Raw genomic sequence first — 25,657 nt, 5'->3', positions numbered from 1 at the left:
ATGCAAGCACTGGAGCCATTGAGTTTACCGCTGAGCGGCCGGCGCCTGATTGAGGCCAGTGCCGGAACCGGCAAGACCTACACAATTTCCGGCCTCTATCTGCGCTTATTGCTGGGTGATTTTGAGCGCCCGGGCCTCGGCTGTGAGCAGATCCTGGTGGTCACCTTTACCAACGCCGCCACCGAAGAGCTGCGCGACAGAATACGCAAAAGGATCCGCAGCTGTTATCAGCGCTTTATCGGCTTAAGCGTCAAAGACGATTTTATCGAGCAGCTTTATCTGCGCTGCCCGCCAACGCAGCGCGCAACCGCCCTCAAGCAGCTGGTTCTGGCGCTCAAGAGCCTGGATGAAGCCGCCATTTTTACCATTCACGGCTTTTGCCAGCGGATCCTCTCGGATATGGCCTTTGAGTCGGCGCTGCTGTTCGAGTCGGAATTTACCCTGGATGACAGCGAATATCTGCGCCAGAGTGTGCGCGATTTTTGGCGCCATGTCTGTTATCGGCTGCCAACAGCGCTGGCGACCGCGATAGCCGCCCATTACGCCACTCCGGATGCGCTGGGGCGCGAATTGAGACCGCTGCTCGGCGCCAGTCAAGCGAGCGCCAACCGCGACCCGGGGAAATTCGACCAATATGCCGAGCAGTTGCAGACTCAGCTCGCAAGGCTACGACTGAGCTGGCCAAGAGAAAGGGACGCCACCGAGGCCCTGCTCCACAGCCTGCCGCTCAACGGCACCAGCTATGGCAAGCAGGCCGATGGCTACCCCAAGCTCACGGCCATGCTGGAGCAGATGGACAACTGGGCCAAGTATCATCAGGGGCTGCCGACCCCGAAACTCCTGGACAGCCTGGCTCTCGGGTCACTGAAACTGAGAAAAGGCGGCGAAATCCCTACAGCACAACAAGCGCCGCTACTGGCGCAGATAGAAGCGCTCAGAGACAGCGTAGACTCGCTTATTCCGGCATTTCTCTATCAGGCAAGAGCCCAGATAGCCGAGCGTTTTGCCGAGCTCAAGGCCGAGCGCAACTTGCTGAGCCCGGACGATCTACTGCTGACCCTGGCCAAGGCCATAGGCGGCCTGACCCAGACGGCGCCGGATAGCGGCCTTGCCATAGGTGAGCAGCTCAAGCAGGAGATAGGCAAACGCTTCCCGGTGGCGCTTATCGACGAATTTCAGGATACGGATCCGCTGCAGTTTGCAATTTTCTCCGGCATCTACCCGGCGCAGTTGCCACAGCAGGATGCGGATGCCGGCGCCCAGCCTGAACCCAAGCCTGAGCCAAGTCGCACGCTGTTGATGATAGGCGATCCCAAGCAGGCGATTTACGCCTTTCGCGGCGCCGATATTTATACCTATATTGAGGCCAGGCGTAATACCGCCGATCACTATAATCTGGACACCAACTACCGCTCGGCCTGCAACATGATTGCAGCAGTCAACCGCCTGTTTGCCAACCACAGCGACCCTTTTATCAGCGACGCCATCCCGTTCGAGCCGGTCAAGGCCAAGGACGCTGGCAGTAAACAGCTGCTCGCGCCCGGCAGAGACTCGGCGGCGCTGCAGCTCAGGCTGCTCAAGGAAGATCCGGACAAGGGCCTCAACAAGACCCAGGCCCGTAAGCTGCTGGCCGAAGATGCTGCTGCCGAAATCGTGCGCCTGCTCAATGCCGCCAACCGCGGCGAGTGTCGCCTCAGTGGCAATGAGCAGCCGCTGCGCGCCCGGGATATCGCCATTTTGGTGCGCGACAGAAATGAAGCCGCCGTCATGCAACAAGCGCTCAATAGTCGCCAAATCGGCGCCGTGTTCCTCAGCCGCGACTCGGTAATGGGCACGGAGGAAGCGCGGGAAATCGCCCTTATCCTCAAAGCGCTCGCCAGCCCCAGGGATGAACGGGCGATTCGCTCGGCACTGGCCTGCCGCTTGCTGGGCTTCAGCGCCAATAATATCCATGAGTTCAACCAATCTGAGACACTGCGCGCCGAGGTGCTCGATACCTTCATGTCGCTGCATGAGCTCTGGAGCCGCCGCGGCATCATGCCGGCGCTGCTCAATCTCGCGGATCACTGGCAGCTGCTGGAGCGGCTTGGCCGAGAGGCCAACGCCGAGCGGCGTCTCACCGATTTTCGCCATCTGGCGGAACTGCTGCAGCAAAAATCCACCGAGCTCGAAGGCATGAGCGCCCTAGTCAACTGGTTTGAGCAGGAACTGCTCTCCGGCCAGAGCCGTGAAGAGCAGCAACTGAGGCTCGCCAGCGAACAAAACCTGGTGCAGATAGTCACCATCCACAAGAGTAAGGGGCTGGAATATCCTGTGTGCTTCATCCCCTTTGTCAGTTTGGCCCGCGACGGCAGTCGCCGCCCCTCGCCCATGCTGTACCACAAAGACAATCAATTAGTCTGGGATCTGGACGCCAGTGATGAAGGCTGGGAAGCCTGTAAACGCGAGACGCTGGCCGAAGATCTGCGCCTCTTGTATGTGGCGCTGACCCGGCCCATATATCGCTGTTATCTGGGGCTGGCCAACCATTGCCGCATGAACAAGACGGGCATCAACAGCTTTTTGAAAGACACAGCCATAGGCTATCTGCTCGGCATTGAAGACAAGGACTGTGACGGCGATAGGTTGCAAAGCGCCGCCGCATCCCTTGTTTGCGAGGCCATCTCCTTGACCGAGATGGGCGATGCAGACCCAAGTTGCCTTCAAGGCATTGAAAACCACTCTCCAAGCCCACTTTGTGCCCAGGTGCCGGCGGCGCGTCAAGGCGCACCCTGGCGGGTCGGCAGCTATTCCGGCTTGGTCAAACATCTGCCCCACGAGCGGGTGTTGCCGGGCGCCGGTGATGAGGAGTTTGAAATCGAGCCGGCCTCTGTCTATGAACCGCAGGATGTCTTGCCGGCCAACCGCTTCAGCTTCGAGCGCGGCGCCAATGCCGGTTCTTTTATGCACCTGGTACTGGAGAAAATCGACTTTACCCAGGCCGAGGAGGAGCTCTTGCTGCATCTGCCCCAGGCGATGCAGCAGTATGGCATCGACAGCGATTGGCAGGATGTACTTTATGACTGGTATCGGGATCTGCTTAACGCCGACATCGCTCTGCCCCAGGGGCAGAGTCTGCGCCTGGTTGATCTCAGCAAGCGCCAAAAGCTGGTGGAGATGGAGTTTTATCTGCCCCTTGGCGGCGATACCCAGCTTATCGATACCGAGCTCAGCCGCTTGCTGGCCAAACACGGTTATGGCGGTGAGCTGCGCTTCGATGCCTTCAAGGGCATGCTCAAGGGGTTTATCGATCTTACCTTTGAATATCAGGGCCGTTTCTATATTGCCGATTATAAATCCAACCATTTGGGGGACGATTTCAGCGATTACCGCCAGGACAAGATGGCCGCCGCCATCAGCGAGCACAGATACGATCTCCAGTACCTGCTCTACAGCCTGGCGCTGCACAGATATCTGAGCCTCAAACTGCCGGACTATTGTTATCAAAACCACTTCGGCGGCTGCTGTTATCTGTTTCTACGGGGCATGTCCGCGGCCCATCCCGGCGCCGGGGTGTTTGTGGACAGGCCGGATGAAGCCGTGATCCTGGCCTTGGATGCCTTACTCAAGGGCGAGTCGCCCTCGAGCGTCCCTCAGTTGGAGTTGAGTCTATGACAGATAGCCCATCAATACTGCAAAGCAGCCAAGCTGTTACTGCGCTGCTTAAGCAATGGGAAGAGCAGCGGCTGCTGACGGCGCTCGACCGCCACTTTGCGCTGCAGATGGCCGCCATTCACCGGGAGCCATCGCCGCTGTTTCTGCTGCTGTGCGCCCTGCTGAGCCGCCAGTTATCATCGCAGCACGCCTGCCTGCCACTGGGGAGCATAGCGTTTGATAATCCTCTGGCAGAGCCCCACCCCAGTGTGCGCCTCAATACCGACCCGGCAAGCCTTGAGCTGGCGGTGGCCAATTTTGCCGCCGTCGGCGCCCCGGGTGAAGACAAACCCTTGATCCTCGACGCTGGCCGCCTCTACCTCAAACGCTATTATGATTTTGAGTGCCGGGTCGCCCGGCGCCTCACCGCCATGGCCGCCACTGAATACCCCGCCACCGACGAAGTGCGGCGCGCGCTCGATTGCCTGTTTTTGCCGCCCGCCAGCCATACTGGCCAAGCGACTAATGATGCAGCTGAAGCCGATAGTGAAGCTCAAACTGATGGTGAAACTCAAACTAATAGAGAAAAGTCCGGCAAACGCGATTGGCAAAAAGTCGCCACCGCCACCGCTTATTGTCGCCAGTTGGCGGTGATCACCGGCGGCCCGGGCACAGGCAAGACCACCACGGTCACCAAGCTGCTGATGCTCCTGTGTCTCGGCAGTGAGATGAACATACGTCTGGTGGCCCCCACGGGTAAAGCGGCTGCGCGCCTGACCGAATCGATAAAGGCCTCCAAACAGCGCCTGGCCAAAGAGCTTATGCCCTTTGCCGCCGAGCTTGACCTTGGCGCCATAGACAAGATCCCCGAAGAAGCTGCCACTGTGCATCGCCTGCTGGGGGTGATCCCAGGCTCGCACAAATTCCGTCATCACCAAGACAACCCGCTGCATCTGGATCTGCTGATTGTCGATGAAGCCTCCATGGTGGACTTGCCTATGATGGACCGGCTGCTCGATGCCCTGCCCGCCAATGCCAGATTGATACTGCTCGGGGATCAGGATCAACTGGCCTCGGTGGAAGCCGGCGCCGTGCTCGCCGATATCTGCGCCGGTCTGCGCCACCAGCAGGACTGGCGCATGCGTTACAGCGCCGAGTTTGCCGCAACCCTTACAAGGCTCACCGGCTTTGACCTCAGCGATTGCGTCAATCTCGCCCCCGGCATAGGCAATAATCTTTGTATGCTGCGTCACAGCCACAGATTCCGCGGCGATGCCGGCATAGGCGTGCTGGCCAAGGCGGTAAACCTCAGTGATGGCGCCGCGATAACTGATGCCTGGAATGGCGGTTATCAGGAGCTTGAGTGGCTGGAAATCGGTAAAAAGCAGCAGGGGCTGGCCCAGCTTCTCAGCCAGGCCTGTGAGCACTACCGCGACTATTTGGAAGTGGTGCACAGGCCGGACATCGGCGCCGAGGAGATCATCGCCCGTTACAACCGCTTTCGACTGCTGTGCGCCACCCGTGGCGGCGATTTCGGTGTCGAGGGGATCAATCGGCAACTGACACAAGTGTTGAAACAGGCCGGACTGATCGCCCCGCAGCAGGAGTTTTATCCGGGCCGGCCGCTGATCATCCAAAGCAACGATTACAACCTAGGGCTGTTTAACGGCGATATCGGCGTTATTCTGCCCGATCGTGACAGCAACAGGCTGCTGGCGCACTTTATTCAGGCCGACGGCAGTGTGCTCAAGGTGTTGCCGGCACGTCTTCCCGGCCACGAGACCTGTTTTGCCATGACAGTGCACAAGTCCCAGGGCAGTGAATTTGATTCTGTGGCCTTGGTGTTGCCGCCGAGCCCGAGCCCGGCGCAGCTGCAACTGCTCACCAAGGAGCTGATCTACACCGCCATTACCCGCGCCAAACAGCATTTTTGCTGCCTGGGCAACAGCTCAGTGTTTGACGGCGCCTGTCGTCGCCTCACTCGCCGGGCCTCGGGGCTGGCCGATAGGCTGTGGCAGTGATTGTGGCAGAGATTATGGCTATGGCAGAAACTATGACTGTGGCCATGACTATAACGAAAACAGCAACCGGGCCAGATGCCATACGGCCCCGTTTCGCTCTGGCGGCAAAATAACCAGATGAGAGCCTGCGTCAGCTGCCGTTATACTCAAGGCCTGTCTAAGCAGGCATAATATCGGCCAAGGTTATTTATCAGGCCGCTCAGTCAGGAGAATTCATGAGCAAAACCCATATCTTGTTACTCTGTGGCGGCGGGGCCGCCGAGCACAGTATCTCTTTGATGTCGGCTGACTATATCGAAAGTTGCCTGGCAAATATTCCCGACATGGAAGTGCTCAGGTTGGAGCTGGACGCCGCCGGCCACTACCACACCAAGCAGGGCCAGGTTTGCGAGCTGACCAATCGCCGTGAAGTGCGCTTCGATGAGGCCGAGCCCAGCTGGCCGGTGGACTATGTGATCCCCTGCATTCACGGCTATCCGGGTGAGACCGGCGATATTCAGTCCTATTTCAATCTGATCAACCTGCCCTATTTCGGCTGCGGCTCCGAACCCAGCAGCAACTGCTTCAACAAGGTCACGGCCAAGATGTGGTTCAGTGCGCTCGGCATCCCCAATACCCCTTATCTGTTTCTCAGTGAAGCCGGTGAAGTGGCCAACACCCGCTGCCGTGAGGCCTTGAATGAATGGGGCTCACTGTTTATCAAGGCAGCATCCCAAGGGTCATCCGTCGGCTGCTACCGGGTGGACAATGGCGATGATATCCCCTCTGTGCTGGAGCAGGCCTTCAGTTACTCCCCCTACGTGGTAGTGGAAAAGACCATCAAAGCCAGGGAGCTGGAAGTGGCCGTATATGAATACCAGGGTGAAGTGATTGCCACAGTGCCGGGTGAAATCATCTGCGCCAACAACACCTTTTACAGCTTCGATGAGAAGTATGATGCCAAGAGCAAGGCGGTGACCAAGGTCGAGGCCGAATTGAGCCAAGCGCAAATCGATACCATACGCGATTATGCCATTCGTGCCTTTAAGGGCATGAAGCTGTCCCACCTGTCGCGTATCGACTTCTTCCTTACCGATGAAGGCGAGATACTGCTCAACGAGATCAATACCTTCCCGGGCATGACGCCCATCTCCATGTTCCCCAAGATGCTCAGCAACAATGGCCATGATGTCAGCGAGTGGTTGGTGAGTAACATAAGACGCCAGCTGAGCGAACCGCTCAAGTAAAGCCCCCGTCCTGAGCCAAGCACCAACCGGACTGAAACAAACGCAAAACCACACCCGCCACTCGCGCGGGTGTTCTTTATCCTGCTAAGCTGACAATAGTTGTGACGGCATGCAGGAGAGCTTATGTTCAGTGCGATAGATATAGATCATCTGGTGTTGATCTGCAGCAGTCTGGAAACCAGCCAAGCATTCTATACCCAAGTACTGGGGGCTCATCCCGAGCGGCGGCTCGACTCCCCTCGCCTGCTGCAACTGAGATTCGGCAGTGCCCTTATCGATCTGGTGCCAAGAAGCGATCAACCTTTAGGCCTCAATATGGCGCATTTCTGCCTCAATATTGCCGCCAAGGATGAAGCCTCAGTGCTACAACACCTTGAGCAACACGGCGTGCACCATGAAGGATTTTCGGAAAAATATGGCGCCCGGGGTTACAGCCGCTCTATCTATATTTACGATCCTGACGGCAATCAAGTAGAGCTTAAACTCCTGAGTCGGCAACAGCAGAGCGGCCAATAAGGCGTTGCTTAATCATGGTTTTTGACTGGCGATTTAACAGATAAAAAAGCGCGCCGGGAAAGTTCGGCGCGCTTTTTCCATGAAGCAATAGGCTCTGCCCAGAGCTTTGGGCTCAGAAGCCTTCCACTCCCTGCATATCCGGCAGGTGGTGGGCTATCCCCTTGTGGCAGTCGATACAGGTCTTCTCACCGCTTGCCAGCGAGGTGGAGTGCATATTGGCCGCCCGCTGTGACTGACGGGTGAAGTCCATATACTGGAAGTTATGGCAGTTTCGACACTCCAGCGAGTCGTTGGCCTTGAGTCTGGCCCACTCATGCTCGGCCAGTTCACGCCGCTTGGACTCGAACTTCTCCCGGGTATTGATGGTGCCGAACACCTTGCCCCAAACCTCTTTGGAAGCCTGCATCTTACGGGCTATCTTGTCGGTCCAATTATGGGGAACGTGGCAGTCCGGACAGGTCGCCCGCACCCCGCTGCGGTTAGTGAAATGTATGGTGGTCTTCAACTCCTGATAGACGTTGTTCTCCATTTCGTGGCAACCGATACAAAAGGCCTCCTGGTTGGTGGCTTCCAGGGCAGTGTTGAAACCACCCCAGAAGATGATCCCGGCGACAAAGCCTCCCAGGGTCAAAAAACCCAGACTGAAGTGAACACTGGGCCGGTTCAGCACCCGCCATATCTGTTTCAGTTTCTCAAACATAGCGACTCCTAATGGCTGGATGGGTTCTCAGCCCCGGACTTGAGCAAGTGATCCATATCGACAAAGTCATTCTCCACCATCAATCTGGCGTCCAGTTGCGGCACATGGCACTGGGTACAGAAATAACGTCTGGGTGACAGCTCGGCCAGGAAGTTATTGTCTCTGTCCATATAGTGAGTCACGCTCACCATAGGCGCCTGCGATTCACCGGTGCGACTGCGGGCATGACAGGACATGCACTTGTTGACCTTAAGATCCAGCTGGTAGCCGTCTATCTTGTGCGGTATAACCGGCGGCTGCATCGGGTAGTTACGGGTCTGTTTGATATCCGTATTTCTCACCTTCTGCATCACAGGTGGCGTCGGCTGGCTATTGAGCGGCGCCTGGCGCAAAGTCGCCACCTTATCCTCGGGAATGCCGGCAGCATTGACAGACAGCGCGGTCATCAGTGCAGCAAAGGCCAACAGGGTATGATTCGATTTCATCTTCTTATCCTCCTCAGGCCTTCATCACTTTCACGGCACACTTCTTGAAATCTGTCTGCTTGGACAGCGGATCCGTGGCATCCAGAGTCACCTTGTTGATCAACTGACTGGCATCGAACCAGGGGACAAACACCAAACCCACCGGTGGCTTGTTGCGGCCGCGGGTTTCCACCCGGGTCAGTATCTCGCCGCGACGGGACACTACCTTGACCTCATCCCCTCGGCGCAGGCCGCGTTTTTTGGCATCATCCGGATGCATAAAGCACACGGCATCCGGGAAGGCGCGATACAGCTCGGGTACCCTCTGGGTCATGGAGCCTGAGTGCCAATGTTCCAGCACCCGCCCGGTAGAGAGCCAGAGATCATATTCGGCATCCGGGGATTCTGCCGCCGGCTCGTATGGCAGCGCGAAGATAACCGCCTTGCCGTCTTTTTTGCCGTAAAACTCAAAACCCTTGCCGGGTTTAACGTAGGGATCCGCACCCTCACGGTAGCGCCAGAGGGTTTCTTTGCCGTCAACCACAGGCCAGCGTAAACCATGGGCCTGGTGGTACATTTCAAAGGGAGCCAAATCGTGACCATGACCACGGCCAAAGGTGGCGTATTCTTCAAAAAGCCCCTTTTGTATATAGAAACCAAAGTGCTTGGCCTCGTCGTTCAGATACTTGTTATCGCTTTCACTGAGAGGAAACTTATTGACATTGCCGTTCTGGTACAGCACTTCATACAAGGTCTTGCCCTTGTATTCGGGATTGGCCGCCAACACAGCCTCGGACCAGACTTCGTCTGTGGTAAAGCGCTTGGAGAACTCCAGCAACTGCCAGAGATCCGAGCGCGATTGTCCGGGCGCTGACACCAACTGATGCCAGAACTGGGTACGGCGCTCGGCGTTACCATAGGCGCCCTCTTTCTCCACCCACATGGCGGTAGGTAGAATGAGATCCGCGGCCTGGGTGGTAACCGTTGGGTAAGCATCGGACACCACAATAAAGTTTTCCGGATTACGGTATCCTGGCAAGCCCTCTTCGTTGATATTGGGGCCGGCCTGCATATTGTTATTCACCTGCACCCAGTAGCAGTTGAGATCGCCATCTTTCAGGCGCCGGTTCTGCTCTACCGCGTGGTAGCCGGGCTTGGGCGGAATGATCCCGGAAGGGATTTTCCAGATGGTCTCGGCAATCTTGCGGTGCTCTGGATTATTCACCACCAGATCCGCCGGTAAGCGATGGGAGAAGGTGCCCACTTCCCGCGCAGTACCGCAGGCTGAAGGTTGACCTGTGAGTGAAAACGGACTGTTGCCCGGGGTGGCTATTTTGCCGGTCAGCAAATGGATATTGTAGATAAGGTTGTTACACCAAACCCCTCGGGTATGCTGGTTAAAGCCCATGGTCCAGAAGGAGGTCACCTTCACCTCGGGATCGGCGTAGAGTTTCGCCAGCTCCAGCAATTTATGCTCGGGTACGCCCGAGAGCTTGCTGACCTTCTCCAAGCTGTAATCGGCGACAAAGGCCTTGAACTGCTCAAAGTCCATCGGGGTAGATTCACCGGCGGTGGCCACGTTCTTGGCTTTTTGCTGCAGCGGATGTGAGGGCCGCAGGCCATAGCCAATATCGGTTGTACCTCTGCGGAAGTTCACATGCTTGTTGACGAAGTCCCAATTAACCTTGTCATTGCTGATGATGTAGTTGGCGACATAGTTGAGTATGGCCAGATCGGTTTGCGGCGTGAAGACAATCGGCAAGTCGGCCAAATCAAAGCTTCTGTGCTCGAAAGTGGACATCACAGAGACTTTTACATGGGGCGCGCTGAGGCGTCTGTCTGTGACCCGGCTCCAGAGGATTGGGTGCATCTCGGCCATGTTGGAGCCCCAAAGCACAAAGGCGTCGGCAGCTTCAATATCGTTGTAGCAACCCATGGGCTCGTCCATACCAAAGGTACGCATAAAACCGCCCACGGCCGAGGCCATACAGTGACGGGCGTTGGGATCAATATTGTTGGAGCCGAAACCTGCCTTCATCAGCTTGGAAGCGGCATAACCTTCCCAAACCGTCCACTGGCCTGAACCAAACATGCCCACCGCCGTCGGCCCTTTGGTCTTGATGGTGTGCTTCCACTTCTCGGCCATGATGTCAAAGGCCTGATCCCAACTGATAGGGGTAAATTCACCGTGCTTGTCATATTTGCCGTCTGTCATCCGCAGCATGGGAGTCTGCAGCCTGTCATGGCCATACATGATCTTCGACAGGAAGTAGCCTTTAATGCAGTTTAGGCCGCGGTTGACCTCACTGTTGGCATCGCCGTGAGTCGCCACGACCCGGCCTTCGCGGGTGGCCACCATCACAGAGCAGCCAGTACCGCAAAAGCGGCACGGCGCCTTGTTCCAATCAAGCTTGGTGTGTTCTGAACTGGTGATCAGGTTGCTGGCTGTGGCAGGTAAAGCCAATCCTGCGACCCCGGCTGCCGCCATGGCGGCATTGGCCTTCATGAATTCGCGTCTGTTCATTTTCATTGCTCTTCCTCTTCGAGCTGTTCACACTGGTGATACACCATAGCGGTGGAGATCACGCCCTTGAGGGCATTGATTCTGTCCATGGTGGCGAGGATCGCCTGTTCGGTCGGGCCTTCCAGCACCACAACCAGCTTACTTTCATCGTTAACCGACAACTCGGCATTGCCGAACGACAGAATTTGTTGACGAACGCCGGCCATCTTGGGTGGCATCACCTGAAGGATCAGGCTGCTGACATGCAATTCCCTACTCATCTGGTTCCCCTGTTTTAAGGACTCTCGTTATATTTGCGTTAACCGGCTCCCGGTGGACCGGTTAAAATTTGGCTAAACCAGATGGCAAAGCCCAAACCGCTGACCAGCAAAACCGACAACAGCGGCGCCAAAAAAACCGTCAGGAAGATAAATATCTTCAGTTCCAGACGTTTTTCATCAGTACTCGGTGTCTCGCTCATGGCTCCTCCTAGGCGCTATGAAGATGGCTTGCTGCTGTGCTATTCCAGGGCAACGGCCGCCAAGCCCGGCAGATTAAAGCCGCCTTTTAAATGCGATTTATTTTTCGGTTTCAATCATAAAGGCAAAGTGTTAACAAACTGTATACCCCCAAGTTGGTAAACACCTGATACTGTTGATCTGGATCATATAAATAGCCGGTAAAAGACGGATATCACTTATTTCAACCGCCTCAATCGATTGTAATTTCGACATTTTCCGCTTTTAGCTATTCAGGCTCACATGAAATACAGCAAAGAAGTGGCTATTTCGCCAATAACTAACGGTTAAAAAACCAACGAAATAAGCAAAATATCCCTTAGGGAGTAGTGTCCAGGCTGGGCGGGCTTTAAAGCGATAAAACGACTATATAAGGAGAAACTGAATCCTGTTTCAGGTCACAGAATTCAGTAAAAACAATATCTTGCGGTTGCAACTACAGACAGAGCTCCTTAGCATTATCATGCATTTTAGTTATATCTTTTTTGATTTCAGGGACCAAATTTCAAACGCCTGTTTGTGCGTCGTCCCAACCAAGGAGAGCCTGTCGTGAACCCCTTTACCCACCCTACTACATTGCCCTTAGTGCTCGGTTTGAGTCTGTCATTTTCCGTTGTCGCAGCAGATAAAACATCGAGCCTGCAATATCAGACCTGGGCGCAAACCTCAGAGGAGATGCAACGGGAAGATATGCTTGAGAAAAACCCCGCCAGCGTGATCCTCTGGGCCGGCTCGGCTTATGCCAAGGAGTACCATAGCCCCAGAGGGCACCACTTTGCCGTCGCCGATGTCAGTCACAGTCTACGCAGTGGTGTTAGCCCCAAGGCTGGTGAAACAGGCCTATCGGCCAGCTGTTGGACCTGCAAAACGCCGGATGCGCCCAGGCTGATGAAAGAGCTGGGTGTAGAAGGCTTCTCTGCCAAGAGCTTTGCCGAGCTGGGTCCGGAAATCCAAAATCCTGTGTACTGCTCCGATTGCCATACCCAAGGCTCAGCTGAACTGACACTGCCAAGACCTCATGCCCAGGATGCCATGGCCAAAGTGCACAAACCCTTTGGCGAACAAAATCAGTCTATGCAGCAATCACAGGTTTGCGGCCAGTGCCATGTCACTTACTACTTCCAGCCTGAGCGCCAGGACAAGGTCAATATCCCTTGGATCTTCGGCAACAGCGCCGATGAGATAGAAAAGTACTATGATGCCCGGCAGTTTTTCGAGTGGGTACACCCGATATCGAGAACGCCGCTGGTGAAGGCGCGCCATCCCGAGTTTGAGCACTGGAACCGCAGCGTCCACGCCGAGGCTGGAATCAGCTGTGTCACCTGTCATATGACCCAGGAAACCAGCGCCGACGGCAAATCTTTCACCAACCACAAGATAACCAACCATCTGCCGGACTTTGAAGCGGCCAATTGCAGCAGTTGTCACCAGAGTCAGCAACACATTACCCAACTGATTGCCGACAACAAGGCGCTACTGGAGACCAAGGCGCAACAGTTACAGGAACTGCTTATCAAGGCCCACTATGAAGCCGGTGCCGCCTGGAAGGCCGGTGCCCAATGGCAACAGATAGGAGAGGCCATTATGGGGATACGCCATGCGCAGTGGCGCTGGGACTTTGCCATGTCCTCCCACGGTATTCACGCCCACAACGCCAAAGAGGGTGAAGCCCTGCTGAACAAGGGCTTAGAGCAGATCCGCGCTGCCAGAGAGATATTGAGCAAGCTGAATGCCGACCTTGGCGTAACCCGAGTCGATTATCCGGACTACAGCACCAAGGCCAAGGCGCAGGCAGCCATAGGCGTGGAGCTGGAGAAACTGACCGAGGAGAAGCAGGCCTTTATCAAGACTGAAGTGAAAAAACATTGGCCCAAGGCTGCAAACTTCGGCTATTGAGCGGCAAGGTGAACAATTGCCGGAATGAGAGCCAAGCCTTAATCAAAACATGCAAATTTGATTGGGAATAAGCGGCGTTCGACAATAGCCGCGGTAGGAAATATGGCCGTTTACCAAGCGGGCACCAGCAGGCACTGTGTGTGCTCTGGGCCCGCCTGTTTTTTTATCGCGTCCACTTTAGGAGCCAGCTGCAGCTGTCCAGTTAAAACTGCTGCAACTGGTTAAGGATGCGCTTTTCCGATATCGGATAGGCAGTGCCCAGACTCTGGGCAAAACAGCTAACCCTGTACTCTTCCAGCATCCAGCGCACCTCGGCCAGCGCCTCCGGTACCGCCTGGCTGCGCGGCACCTTGGCAAGCGCGGCCTTGAACTCTGTCTCGGCGTTGTGAATGCTGTGCAGGTGCAAACGGTCACGGTTGGGATCCACCGGCAGCTTGTCCAGGCGCAGCTCAATCGCCTTGAGATAGCGGATCAGATCCCCAAGACGGCGCCAACCGGAAGCTTCAACAAATCCCTTGAACACCAGAGCGTCCAATTGGCTTTGAATATCACTCATGGCAAAAGCGATATCCAGGCTGATTTTACCCTTGAGACGCTTACGGATCTTCTGGTGCAAGGTCAAAATCTGCTCCACCTTAAGGGCGATGGCCGCTGCGGTTTCATTGAGCTCAGCCCTGACGATCTCCTTGGCTTTGGCAAAGTCATCGGCACTGCGGACATTCAACTGCTGCTCATCCAAAAGCTGCTGAATTGCCGCGGCAATAATGTCATCTATCAGTATCTGCACCTGGCCGAACGGATTGAAATACATCGCCAGTTTGGCCTTGTTGGGCAAGGCCTGCTGTAGATGTTTCACCGGCGATGGAATATTGATAAGCAGCAGCTTTCTCAGCCCTTGTCTGTGGTTGGAAAGCGCCTGCTGTTCGTCATCAAATAATTTGATAGAAACTGTATCACCGGCATCCACCAAGGCGGGGAAGGCCTTCACCTCATAGCTGCCTTTGCGGCTTTGATATTCCTTCGGCAGATCGCCAAAGCTCCATTCGGTCAGGGCGTTTTGCTCTATGCCCTTGTCGGCAACCTTGCGTATCGCCTGGTTTACCTGCCCCTGCAATGATGCCTTGAGGCTGTCGAGATCCCGGCTCTGGGCCAAGAGCTTGCCCTTGTCGTCTTCCACCTTGAAGTTCATCTTCAGATGGTCGGCAATGGCGTTAAGATCGAAATCCTCCGGATTGACGCGGGTGCCACTCATTCTCAACAGCTGTTTGCACAGGGAGGGCAACAAAGGCTGGGCAAAAGGTTCCATCGCCTGCACACAGGCGCGGGCATAATCCGGCGCAGGCACAAAATTGCGCCGCAGCGGTTTGGGCAAGGACTTGATCAGGGCAACACACTTCTCCTCCCTAAGCCCCGGCACCTGCCAGTCAAAATCGGTATCATCCAACTGATTGAGCAGCGCCACCGGAATAAGCACAGAGACGCCGTCATCCTCGGCCGCCGGTTCAAAATGGTAACTCAGCTTGAGGCTGAGATTGCCCTGCTGCCAGCTGTCGGGGAAGTCCAATGCCGATACATGGGTGTCATCCCTTTGCATCAAGAGTTCGCGGCTGAAATTGAGCAGCTCAGGGGTCTCTTTCCTGGCCTGTTTCCACCAGGTGTTGAATTTGGGCTGGTTGTATATCCCTTGTGGAATGCGCTCATCGTAGAAGGCGAACAAGGCATCTGTATCCACCAGAATGTCGCGCCGCCGCGACTTATGTTCGAGATCTTCCACCTCTTCGAGCAACGCCTGGTTGGCCTTGAAGAAGGCTTCATTGCAGCGTAGCTCACCCTCGGCCAGAGCCGAGCGAATAAAGATTTCCCGAGCCTTAACCGGCTCCAGCGGGCCAAACTGTACCCGGCGGCGGTTGACTATGGTGAGGCCATAGAGCACCTGATTTTCCAGGGCGATCACACTGCCCTGTTTGGCTTCGAAATGGGGCTCGTTGTGCTGCTTCTTGACCAGATGCGCCGCCAGAGACTCGAGCCATACAGGATCGATACGGGCGCAGGTACGGGCGAACAGGCGTGATGTTTCGGTAAGCTCGGCCGCCATAATCCACTTGGGGCCCTTCTTGGCCAGCGGCGAGCCGGGAAACACAAAGAAGCGCCGGTTGCGGGCCCCCAGATACTCGTTGTCTTTATCCTTGAAGCCGATATGGCTCAGCAGCCCCGAGAGCAGCGCCTGGTGCAGTGGCTCATATTCGGCGGCCTGACTGTTGAGGCGCCACTTGAGGTCGTGCACACTCTGACGCAGCTGGGCATAGAGATCCTGCCATTCGCGAATACGCAAATAGGCCAGATACTCGGCCTTCACCTGCTTGCGGAACTGGCTGGATGACAGGCTCTTCTGCTGCTCTTTGAGGTACTGCCACAGATTGAGCCAGGCAACAAAGTCGGAGTCTTTGTCGGCAAAACGGCGATGGGCCTCATCGGCGGCCTGTTTCTTCTCATGTGGCCGCTCACGGGGATCCTGAATCGATAACCCGGCGACAATCACCATCACCTCATGCAGACAGCCCAGCTTATTGGCCTCAAGCACCATGCGGGCCAGGCGGGGATCGACCGGGATCTTCGCCAGATCGCGCCCGAGCGGGGTCAGTTTCAGCGCCCCTTTGTGCTTGCTCACCGCCTGCAACTCTTCGAGCAGCAAGAAACCGTCGCGTATGTGGCGCGGATCCGGAGGCTGAATAAAAGGGAAACCCTCAATGTCACCCAGGCCTATGGCCAGCATCTGCAGGATCACGGATGCCAGGTTGGTACGCAGAATTTCAGGATCGGTAAACTCTGGCCGATTGATAAAGTCCTGTTCGTCATAAAGGCGAATACAGATCCCCGGCCCAACCCGACCGCAACGTCCCTGGCGTTGATTGGCACTGGCCTGGGAGATGGGCTCAATCGGCAAACGCTGCACCTTGGTGCGATAGCTGTAGCGGCTTATCCTGGCAGTACCAGGGTCAATAACATAGCGGATCCCTGGCACAGTCAGCGAGGTTTCGGCCACGTTGGTGGCCAATACAATACGCCGTCCTGGATGCGACTTGAATACCTTGGACTGCTCGCCGTATGACAAACGGGCATAAAGCGGCAAGATCTCGGTATCGCGCAGGTTACGCTTTTTCAGCTGCTCGGCGGTATCGCGGATTTCGCGCTCGCCGTTCATGAAAATCAGAATGTCCCCCGGGCCTTCGCGACAGAGTTCATCGACGGCGGCAAAGATGCCGTCCATCAGATCCAAGTCGGCGTCGTCATCCTGCAACAGGGGGCGATAGCGGGTTTCCACCGGATAGGTGCGGCCGGACACTTCCACCACGGGCGCATTGTCAAAATGCCTGGAAAAACGCTCCACATCTATGGTGGCCGAGGTGATGATCAACTTGAGATCCGGGCGCTTTTGCAAAATTTGCTTCAGATAACCCAGAATAAAGTCGATGTTGAGACTGCGCTCATGGGCCTCGTCTATGATGAGGCAATCATACTGACTGAGCCATTTATCCGATGCCAGTTCTGCCAGCAGGATACCGTCTGTCATCAGCTTGATATAGGAGTCCTGGGAAACCGCATCGGCGAAACGAACCTTAAAACCCACTGCCTGACCCAGCTCTGTCTTGAGTTCATCGGCAACCCGGCTGGCCACGCTGCGGGCCGCCAGCCGCCTTGGCTGAGTGTGACCAATCAGACCACGACTGCCAAGCCCCAAGTCGAGACAGATTTTGGGCAGCTGAGTGGTCTTGCCCGAACCTGTCTCACCGGCCACTATCACCACCTGATGATTGATGATGGCCGAGGCGATTTCATCGCGCTTTTGTGACACCGGCAGCTCATCCGGATACTCGATGACAGGCCTGTCTGCCAGCCTTTGCTGCGCCCTTTCATAAGCCTGCACCGCGGCTTCACTGAGCTCGGCGAGTTTTTGCTGTTTGGCTTCTGTATCGGGGCTTTTTTTCAAGCGGAATAAGCTGCGGCGAATGCGCGCCGCATCGGCTTGAAAGCAGAGATCCAGATATTCGCGGGAGAGTGGGTGCAGCTTAGCGTTCAAAACCTGTGTCCATTAGGGATCAAAAACGGCGATCCTAACAAGGATACGCCGTCTTGGGTATGCTTACTGACTGATAATGCCCAAATTTCAGTCAAATCAAGCGCAGTTGTCAGGCCGGGGTCAAATAACACTGCTGCATATAGCTGTTCATGGCCTTGAGCACATTGGTACGGTTGATGGTGCCCACCACCCGGCCATCTTCCACCACTGGGTATATTTTCGGCTTCTGCCCCAGCATCTGCTCGGCCAGCTGCAACATGCTGTCATCCGGTCTGACCCAAAGGACATCGGCGCGCATGCAGTCGCGCACCACGGCGGTCAAATCGCAGTGATAGCTGCTCTTGAGCATGGCAGCCATACAGTCTTGCTGTGACAAAAAACCCACCAGGCTTCCTGCTGCATCCACCACGGGCGCCCCGCCCTTGTTGGCCTCAAGCAGTTTTTCCACCGCGGTGGCTATCGACATATCCGCCTTCAGCAGCACGGGCTGACGGTCCATATGATCACGTATTTTTATCGAATCCATAGTTTTCCCCAAGTTCAAAACGGCTTCATTGTTCAGTGTAGCCAATATTTTGCCCTTGGGGTTCAAGCCAACAGCGATTGCCTCAATCCAAAATTTTAGTTATCCCGCCAGATCATCACTTCCGCCGCTTGATTGCTCTTGCGCCAGGCACGGTACATCCCTTCCGTGTTGAACGGCGTTGCCACATTGCCCCTTTGGTCAATGGCGATCACTCCGCCACTGCCGCCGGCAGAGATCAGCCGCTGGTTGATCACTTCATCGGCAGCCTGCAAAATCGACTTTTGCTGATACTTGGCCCTGGCGCAGATATCGCCGGCCACATGGAAACGGATGAAGTACTCACCGTGGCCGGTCGCCGAAACGGCGCAGACACCGTTCTCGGCATAAGTGCCGGCACCTATCACAGGTGAATCACCGATTCGGCCATAACGTTTGGCTGTCATGCCGCCGGTCGAGGTCCCGGCCGCCAGGTTGCCCTGCTTATCCAATGCCACTGCGCCAACTGTGCCGAACTTGTAATCGAGATCCAAAGGACTCAGACGCGCCTGAAAGTCTTTATTGGCTTCGGCGGCGTTGATTTTGGCCCTGGCATCGAGAAGCTGCTGATAGCGCGCTTCGCTGTCAAAGCGATTGCCAGGCACCAGCTCCATTCCCAACGTCAGGGCGAACTCCTCGGCGCCCGCCCCCGAGAGCATCACATGTTCTGACTTGTCCATCACGGCTCTGGCGAGATCGATTGGATGACGTATATGTTTAACCCCGGCAACGGCACCGGCATTCATACTCTTGCCATCCATGATGGAGGCGTCCAGTTCATGACTGCCATCAAAGGTATACACGGCACCGATACCGGCATTGAATAATGGACTGTCTTCCAGCACTCTGATGGCGGCCTGTACCGCTTCCATACTGGCGCCGCCCTTATCCAGTACCTTATAACCGGCATTGACGGCTTCGGTCAGCTTTTCACGATAGGCTTTTTGCTGCTCTTCAGTCAAAGCCGCCTTGGATATGGTGCCGGCGCCGCCGTGAATGGCAATCGCAAAGGGCGCCTCTGCAGCCTGGACCGACATCATACCTCCCAGCAGAAGTCCCAGGCTCAGACTTAAATTTTTTATATTTGTTTTCATTGTATTGCTTCCACATTAACGACTGCTGCCTTTGTAACCATTTTAGGTCCGGATGGCAATCTGTTACTTGCCTGAGCCGAGATCAGAGGCGACAATGCAACAATGTTACATTAAACAAAAGTTCTGATTTCCTTGACCAAAAACAGTCGCTTTCCCGCGTATATCCTGAGTTTTGCGTCGATCATGCTGGCCAGCCCCCGAGCAAATAGCGCCGATGATCCTCTGCTTAATCTCCGCATCGAAGGGGTATCGGGTGAGCTTGAAAAAAATATCCGCGCACACTTGGGCAACTTTCCTGAATCCGAGGTGCAACGCCGTGCCTATCTGTTTAATGTCAGCGACAGTGTCGAGGCCGCGCTGGAATCCATGGGCTATTACCATGGCGAACTGGAACAGGAACTCAAGGAAAACGAACAAGGGCCGTGGGAGCTCAAGCTTACAATTACCCCAGGGGAAGTCACCCGTTTGCAATGGATCGATATCCGCCTCGAAGGCGAAGTGCTAAACGATCCCTGGATCAATCGCTGGCTCAGCCAAATCAAGATCAAACCAGGCGATCCTCTCAACCACGGTGATTATGAGCGGATAAAATCGCAGCTAATCTCGCTGGCGCTGGCTCGAGGCTATTTTGACGGCCATTATCAGAAATCGGAGATCCGCGTGAATCGCGATCTCAACCTGGCACAACTCAACCTGTATTTTGACTCGGGCAAGCGCTACAAGTTTGGCGATGTGAGCTTTGAGGGCCACAGCCTACAACCGCAATTGCTCGAAGATTTACTGCCATTCCAACCCGGCGCCCCCTACAGTACCCGCAAAGTCACACAGCTTAATCAAGAGTTGTTGGATACCGGCTATTTTTCCAATATCAAGGTGTTACCTCAAATTGACAAGTTGACGGAAGACAGCATACCTGTGCGGGTCGAACTGAGCCCAAGACCGGATCATTCTATAGAGCTGGGTCTGGGGGCTGATATCGGCTCCAGTACAGACAGTAATCTGGATCCCAGAGTCAGAGTGACTTGGCGTACTCCGCAGCTCAACAGTTACGGCCACTCTCAGGAAACCAGCATAGAATGGTCGAGAGACAGACCTAAATTCCTCTCGACTTATACCATACCCCTGACTCACCCTTTGGATGATCAGCTCAAGATCCGTGTCGGCCTGCTAAGGGACAAATACGGTGTTACTCAAGACTATGTGCCAGAGGATAGGGACTTTAGCAATACAGGTCAGTTGGAATCGACCAAGAAGCTTTTCGGGGTTGGCCGCAGCAAGCGGCTCAATAACGGTTGGCTTCTCAATTACTCGCTGGAGGCAATTCAGGAAAGCTATACCCAGTCAGGCGTTGATTATGACCCACAATTCCTGCTGTTTGGCACCACCCTCTCCAAGACCAGCCGCGGCGATAACAGTCTGGATCCCAAGTCGGGTTTCAGGCAACTCTATAGCGTTGAATATGCCGACCCTTCACTGGGTTCAGATGTTCGCCTGACCCGGATGCAGGCCAAGTTCAAATGGATTGAGACTTTCTTTGACAAGCACAGATTTGTCTCCCGTCTCGATCTCGGGATCAATCTGGCGGCCGAAGGCGATCTGGCGATCATTCCTCCCTCACTGCGTTATTTTGCCGGCGGTGATCAGAGTATTCGCGGTTACAGCTATCAAGAACTCGGCCCCCACCTGGATTACACCAATGACAAGGGCGGCCTGTCTCGGGAAGTTGTCGGTGGCCGCTATCTGGCTGTCGGTAGCCTGGAGTATCAATATTACCTGACCCCAAGCTGGCGTGTGGGTACCTTTGTCGATGCCGGTAACGCCTTTGATGTCAATCAATTTGATCCTGTGGTTTCCGTAGGCGGTGGTATTCACTGGATATCCCCCATAGGTCCCATCAAACTGGATGTGGGCTTTGGCCTGCACGAATCCGATGCCGAAGACAGGCCCTGGCGTATTCACCTGACCATGGGGACAGAATTATGAGCCAAACCCCAATGCAGCAGGAACCCAACTCAAGCAACAAACAAAGGGCAAAGAAACCGTCTCCCCGCTGGCTCAAGTGGCTGAAGTGGTCTACCCGTACCCTCTTGTACATTCCGCTCGGCTTGTTGGTACTGTTGGCACTCTTGCTGGGCACGGCGCCCGGTAGCCATCTGGCGGTATTTATTGCCAGTGCTTTAGTACCGGATCTGGAGCTGGAATATGCTTCCGGCACCCTGAACCGGGAGCTGCAACTCAAACAGCTTCATTGGCAGATGGACGGTATCAGTGTCGATGTAGATGCCGTTACCCTTGCCTGGCAACCTGCGTGCCTTTTGCAAAAACAGGTATGTGTCGACACCCTGGAATTAACAACAACCCAGGTCGACATAGACACTCAGGCCTTCGCCTCAGATTCAACTGCAGAGGAAGATACGCCCAACTCGGAAGAACTGGTATTACCCTTTGGCATCAGCCTGAAACAAGCAAGCCTCACGGATATTCAAGTGCGGGTCGATGAGATGCACTTTGATGCTGCGGCATTGAATACCGCAGCCAATTGGCAGGAAAGTGGGTTACAAGTCATCCAGCTTGAGAGCCGCGGGCTCAGCGTGCTGCTCCCCGAGGCTAATGCGGCAGAAGCGCAAGCGGCAGACAAAGACAAATCAGCCGCCGCGGCTAAGCAACAAAAAGCGGCGCAAAAAACCGAGACTGAACAATGGGTGCTGGCAAACATGCCAAAGGTTGCCATGCCCTTCCCCATCTATTTAAAACATGCCGAATTGCAGAACTCGCGTCTGCAGATTTTGGGCAGGGATGACAGCTTCCAGGAACTGCGTCTCAGTGCCAGCTACATAGGCACCGAGCTGCGGGTCAACGAGTTTTATGCCAAACACACAGATGCCAGTCTGTCACTGGAAGGTGAACTGACTCTGGATAAGCACTGGCCCATGGCACTGACGGCGCAACTGGAGTTACAGCGTTTATCTGAACTGCCGGGGCTCGAGCAGCAACAACTGGATCTCGCCCTCAAAGGCGATTTCAGCGACTTGCAGCTCAAGGCCAAACTCAGTGGCAAGCAGAGCCTGGCACTCAATGCCAGCATCAACCTTGCCAAGCCGGAACTGCCCTATTCGCTGAATGTCTCGGAAGGAGAGCTTTACTGGCCCTTTGACCAGGCTCAGTACAGTGTCAACGGACTAGAACTTGAAAGCAGCGGCGATCTCAAGCAACAAACCGCCAATCTGGTTGCACAATTAAGTACCCCCTTCTACCCCGAACTACTCCTCAATACCCGCCTGGCACATCAGGACCAAAAGCTCAAGATTGAAGAGTTCAGCAGTGACAGCAGCGCCGGTAAAGTAATGCTTCAGGGGACGCTGGATTATGCCCAAGCCATAGCCTGGGATGCAAAGCTTGAACTATCTCATTTCAACAGCGGCGCGATCAATCTGCCGCCTGCGGAGCAAACTGCCAAAGAAAAAGAAGCAAATAGCCAAGTAGCCAAAAATAAAAGCACCAGCGACGTCGAGGCTGGCAGCGCACAAAGCCAAGCTAACGGGAGCAAATCCGATGAAAGCCAGGTTGAAGATAAGCCAGTGATCCCATCCAGCGATATTAGCGGCCAGCTTGCCACTCGTGGCAGCTGGCAGGAAGGCAAATGGCGAGTAAGTCTCAAGCAAGCCCAACTTCAAGGCTTACTGGACCGCCTGCCATTTGCACTGACAGGCGATTTGGAAATAGATGATTCGCTTGAGCTCAGCAGCCAAGGATTATCGCTGCGGGCACTCAATACCCGCCTGGACCTTTCCGGCAGCGCCAAAGAGCAATGGGATCTCAGCGCCACGTTGGACGTGCCCGACTTCAATCTCTGGCATCCCGAGGCGTTTGGTGCTTTAACTGCCGATATCCAAGTAGTGGGCGATGCCAAACACCCGCAGGTACAGCTCAATGCCGAGACCCAGAGTATCAAATTTGGCGATTTTAATCTCAGCGGCAGTCGCCTCAAGGCGCTCTATGCACCACTGGATCTGCATGAGTTTGCCTTATCGCTGAAAACAGGTGAGTTTGACGGTGCAGGTATTCATCTTGATGGCATCACTCTCAGAGCCAAGGGCAATGAACAGCAGCAGAAGTTGGGGCTGGAAACCGAGGGCGATCTGCAACTGGATACTGCCATCCACAGTAAACTGGATCTCGCCAAACAAAAGGCCAAGGTAGAACTTAGCAGATTCAACGTGGGATCCATTCTGGGACTATGGCAGCTTGAACAAACTGCGTCACTGGACTGGGATCTAAAGCAAAACCGAGGCGAGCTCAGCGCCTTTTGTTTAAGTCATCCATCCAGCCAACTCTGCTTAACCGATAATGTCATCCTCACCGACAAAGGTGAAGCCAAGTTGCACTATCAGGGGCAACCCGGGCAACTGCTGGCCAAGCTGTTACCCGAGCGATTCACTTGGCAGGGTGAAGCCTCAATGGATGCCGCCGTCGCCTGGCAACCCGGCGCGCGTCCACAGGGCAATCTCAGCTTCCAGTTGGCCCCCGGAACGGTAAGCCTTAAACGCAAACAGCAAGCCAGCGCCAGCATCGACTATCAGGCACTGACACTCAAGGCCACCTTGGACGATGATGCGTTAAGAAGCCATATTCTGTTCAATTCTGATGCTCTGGCCCGCTGGGAAAGCCAGTTGGATATCAAGGTAACCCCGGATCGCAGCCTCAGTGGTTACGTCAATATTGACAAGGTCAACCTGCAACTGCTTGGTCAGTTTATGCCGCAGCTCGAAACCGTTGAGGGTCTACTTGCAGCCAACTTGAAGTTGGCTGGTAGCCTCAATAACCCGGAGCTCAGTGGTCAACTCAGCCTACGAGATGGTGAACTGGCCAGTACAGCCAACCCGACTAAACTGGAGCAAATCTCCCTGGATCTGGCTTTTGCCGGCCAAATGGCCGAGCTCCGGGGCCAATGGATGATGGGCAGCGGCCAAGCCAATCTCAGCGGTCAACTGCGCTGGCCACAGGGTCAATTCAGTGGCGATATCCAGCTCAAGGGACAAGAACTCGGTGTTATTCAACCGCCGCTGGCAATTGTCAATATCAGTCCGGATATTCAACTGCATTTCAGCCCGGACGCACTCGATATTTCGGGCGAGATCAAGGTGCCTTCCGGCAACATCAAGGTGGTGCAACTGCCGGCCGGCGGAGTGAGTGTATCATCCGATGTGGTGTTCAGTGACTCCATTTCCGAGCAGGAAGTCAAAGCATCGCCCATGGCCCTGAGTGCCAATCTGAACATAGATGTCGGTGATAAACTGGCTATCGATGGTATGGGCCTCAAAGGGATGTTGGTGGGTACCTTGCGGATGCAACAAGCGCCCCAGAAACCGCCGCAACTCTTTGGTGATATCAAGGTGGTTAACGGCAGCTATAAATTCATGGGTCAGACGCTGAAAATTGCCACAGGTGCGGTACAGTTTGTAGGGCCTATGCAGATCCCCAACCTCAATATCGAAGCCGTTCGGGAGATCCGCGATGAAGATATTACCGCTGGGGTACGTATTACAGGCACTCCCAAAAAACCGATAGTGACGTTATTCTCCAACCCGGCCAAGGAGCAGGCGGAGATCATTTCCTATATCGTTCAGGGGAAAGGTTTTGGCGCAGGTAACGAGCAAAATAACTCATTGATGATGGGCGCCGCGTTATCGCTGAGCTCTCAGGTTGATGGTGGCGCCATTTCTACCTTGGGTGACACAGCCGCTGGGCTGGTGGAGATGTTTGGTTTCTCCAATGTGCAGTTGGATACCAATGATGATGGTAAAGTCGCCATCAGTGGCTATATTGGCAAAGACTTGATGATCAAATACGGTGTCGGTGTATTCAATCCGGGTTATGAAATGACGGTACGCTACTATCTGTTATCGCAGCTCTACCTGGAAAGTGTATCCGGTACTCTGGGCCAATCATTGGATATCTACTACAGCTTTGATCTTTAAGCTGTAAACTCTCATGGTAGCGGATGCCCCCTTGCGGGTATCCGCTGCTTATCCCTGCTGGCCGGGATATAAAATGCGACTTAAACTGTCCCTGCAGCTCAAAATCCCAAATACAGACATAAAAAAAGCGCCCTGAGGGCGCTTTTCAACATCCAATTATAAATTAAGCGTAAACGAAGTCTACGTGCTCAATCATTGGCTTAAATACGTGACGCTGCATAGCCTGGGCACGTACTTTAACTTCTTTACCGTCCAGAACTATGGTCAGATCGCTGGTATAAAAGTCTTCGTTGGTTTGGATGTTGATGATATCTTTGTGTTCAAACACGATGGCAACGGCTTCTTTGCCGGCGCCATAGATAACACCTGGAACTTTCCCGTCACGACGCAGGCGGCGGCTCGAACCTTTCCCAATCTCAGTGCGGGTTTGTGCTGGAATAGTGTAAGACATAATAATACTCTTTAGAT

Annotated in this window: 16 protein-coding genes; 7 read left to right on the top strand and 9 right to left on the bottom strand. The window is 54.9% G+C overall.

Annotated features, from left to right (window positions below):
- The 4 genes from recB to ACMHXE_RS10640 all read left to right on the top strand — a co-directional run bounded on the left by recB (position 1) and on the right by ACMHXE_RS10640 (position 7,396).
- Positions 1 to 3,654, top strand: coding sequence for an exodeoxyribonuclease V subunit beta (gene recB, locus ACMHXE_RS10655; protein WP_413732209.1), 3,654 nt, complete (start codon positions 1 to 3; stop codon positions 3,652 to 3,654).
- The gene (recD, locus tag ACMHXE_RS10650) at positions 3,651 to 5,654 is read left to right on the top strand and encodes an exodeoxyribonuclease V subunit alpha (RefSeq protein ID WP_413732207.1); all 2,004 of its coding nucleotides are present in this window, start codon (positions 3,651 to 3,653) and stop codon (positions 5,652 to 5,654) included. The genes recB and recD overlap by 4 nt, the downstream gene beginning before the upstream one ends.
- A 215-nt stretch (positions 5,655 to 5,869) precedes the next feature.
- Positions 5,870 to 6,880, top strand: coding sequence for a D-alanine--D-alanine ligase (locus tag ACMHXE_RS10645; protein WP_101055123.1), 1,011 nt, complete (start codon positions 5,870 to 5,872; stop codon positions 6,878 to 6,880).
- Between the two features lie 123 nt (positions 6,881 to 7,003).
- On the top strand, positions 7,004 to 7,396 hold the full coding sequence (locus ACMHXE_RS10640) for a VOC family protein (protein WP_101055125.1): 393 nt from the start codon (positions 7,004 to 7,006) through the stop codon (positions 7,394 to 7,396).
- A gap of 112 nt (positions 7,397 to 7,508) precedes the next feature.
- On the opposite strand, the gene ACMHXE_RS10635 is transcribed toward ACMHXE_RS10640, so the two are convergent.
- From ACMHXE_RS10635 to ACMHXE_RS10615, 5 genes are read right to left on the bottom strand one after another with little or no spacing between them, the layout of a single operon-like run.
- Positions 7,509 to 8,096: a cytochrome c3 family protein gene (locus tag ACMHXE_RS10635; protein WP_025009645.1), complete on the bottom strand. Its 588-nt coding sequence runs from the start codon at positions 8,094 to 8,096 to the stop codon at positions 7,509 to 7,511.
- Between the two features lie 8 nt (positions 8,097 to 8,104).
- Complete coding sequence (locus ACMHXE_RS10630) at positions 8,105 to 8,581, bottom strand: nitrate reductase cytochrome c-type subunit (RefSeq protein ID WP_025888064.1); 477 nt, start codon at positions 8,579 to 8,581, stop codon at positions 8,105 to 8,107.
- 13 nt (positions 8,582 to 8,594) lie between these two features.
- Positions 8,595 to 11,084, bottom strand: coding sequence for a nitrate reductase catalytic subunit NapA (napA, locus tag ACMHXE_RS10625; protein WP_413732237.1), 2,490 nt, complete (start codon positions 11,082 to 11,084; stop codon positions 8,595 to 8,597).
- Between the two features lie 2 nt (positions 11,085 to 11,086).
- On the bottom strand, positions 11,087 to 11,344 hold the full coding sequence (locus ACMHXE_RS10620; RefSeq protein WP_101055127.1) for a chaperone NapD: 258 nt from the start codon (positions 11,342 to 11,344) through the stop codon (positions 11,087 to 11,089).
- Between the two features lie 38 nt (positions 11,345 to 11,382).
- Positions 11,383 to 11,544 (bottom strand): nitrate reductase, encoded by a 162-nt coding sequence (locus ACMHXE_RS10615; RefSeq protein ID WP_025009643.1) that lies wholly within the window; start codon positions 11,542 to 11,544, stop codon positions 11,383 to 11,385.
- Positions 11,545 to 12,166: 622 nt separating this feature from the next.
- Between ACMHXE_RS10615 and ACMHXE_RS10610 the strand changes: the two genes are divergently transcribed.
- A complete protein-coding gene (locus tag ACMHXE_RS10610) occupies positions 12,167 to 13,477 on the top strand; it encodes an ammonia-forming cytochrome c nitrite reductase subunit c552 (RefSeq protein WP_226564080.1) in 1,311 nt (436 codons plus the stop codon).
- A 202-nt stretch (positions 13,478 to 13,679) separates the two neighbouring features.
- On the opposite strand, the gene hrpA is transcribed toward ACMHXE_RS10610, so the two are convergent.
- The 3 genes from hrpA to ACMHXE_RS10595 form a co-directional block, all read right to left on the bottom strand.
- The gene (gene hrpA / locus ACMHXE_RS10605; RefSeq protein WP_101055129.1) at positions 13,680 to 17,555 is read right to left on the bottom strand and encodes an ATP-dependent RNA helicase HrpA; all 3,876 of its coding nucleotides are present in this window, start codon (positions 17,553 to 17,555) and stop codon (positions 13,680 to 13,682) included.
- Positions 17,556 to 17,664: 109 nt separating this feature from the next.
- The gene (locus tag ACMHXE_RS10600) at positions 17,665 to 18,081 is read right to left on the bottom strand and encodes a CBS domain-containing protein (RefSeq protein ID WP_101055194.1); all 417 of its coding nucleotides are present in this window, start codon (positions 18,079 to 18,081) and stop codon (positions 17,665 to 17,667) included.
- A 95-nt stretch (positions 18,082 to 18,176) separates the two neighbouring features.
- Complete coding sequence (locus tag ACMHXE_RS10595; RefSeq protein ID WP_335921632.1) at positions 18,177 to 19,211, bottom strand: isoaspartyl peptidase/L-asparaginase; 1,035 nt, start codon at positions 19,209 to 19,211, stop codon at positions 18,177 to 18,179.
- A gap of 183 nt (positions 19,212 to 19,394) precedes the next feature.
- Here ACMHXE_RS10595 and ACMHXE_RS10590 point away from each other — a divergent pair, with 183 nt between their 5' ends.
- Complete coding sequence (locus ACMHXE_RS10590) at positions 19,395 to 21,194, top strand: autotransporter assembly complex protein TamA (protein WP_101055196.1); 1,800 nt, start codon at positions 19,395 to 19,397, stop codon at positions 21,192 to 21,194.
- Positions 21,191 to 25,189, top strand: coding sequence for a translocation/assembly module TamB domain-containing protein (locus ACMHXE_RS10585; protein ID WP_413732203.1), 3,999 nt, complete (start codon positions 21,191 to 21,193; stop codon positions 25,187 to 25,189). Before ACMHXE_RS10590 ends, ACMHXE_RS10585 begins: the two co-directional genes overlap by 4 nt.
- A gap of 163 nt (positions 25,190 to 25,352) precedes the next feature.
- Here ACMHXE_RS10585 and rplY read toward each other — a convergent pair whose 3' ends face one another.
- Positions 25,353 to 25,640, bottom strand: coding sequence for a 50S ribosomal protein L25 (gene rplY, locus ACMHXE_RS10580; RefSeq protein WP_039033277.1), 288 nt, complete (start codon positions 25,638 to 25,640; stop codon positions 25,353 to 25,355).
- Between the last annotated feature and the right edge of the window lie 17 nt (positions 25,641 to 25,657).

The sequence above is a fragment of the Shewanella sp. BJSY2023SW007 genome, from assembly GCF_047314525.1.
GTDB lineage: Bacteria > Pseudomonadota > Gammaproteobacteria > Enterobacterales > Shewanellaceae > Shewanella > Shewanella chilikensis.
The sequence above is the reverse complement of the archived record's forward strand: the minus strand, read 5'-3'. Positions and strand labels throughout refer to the sequence as shown.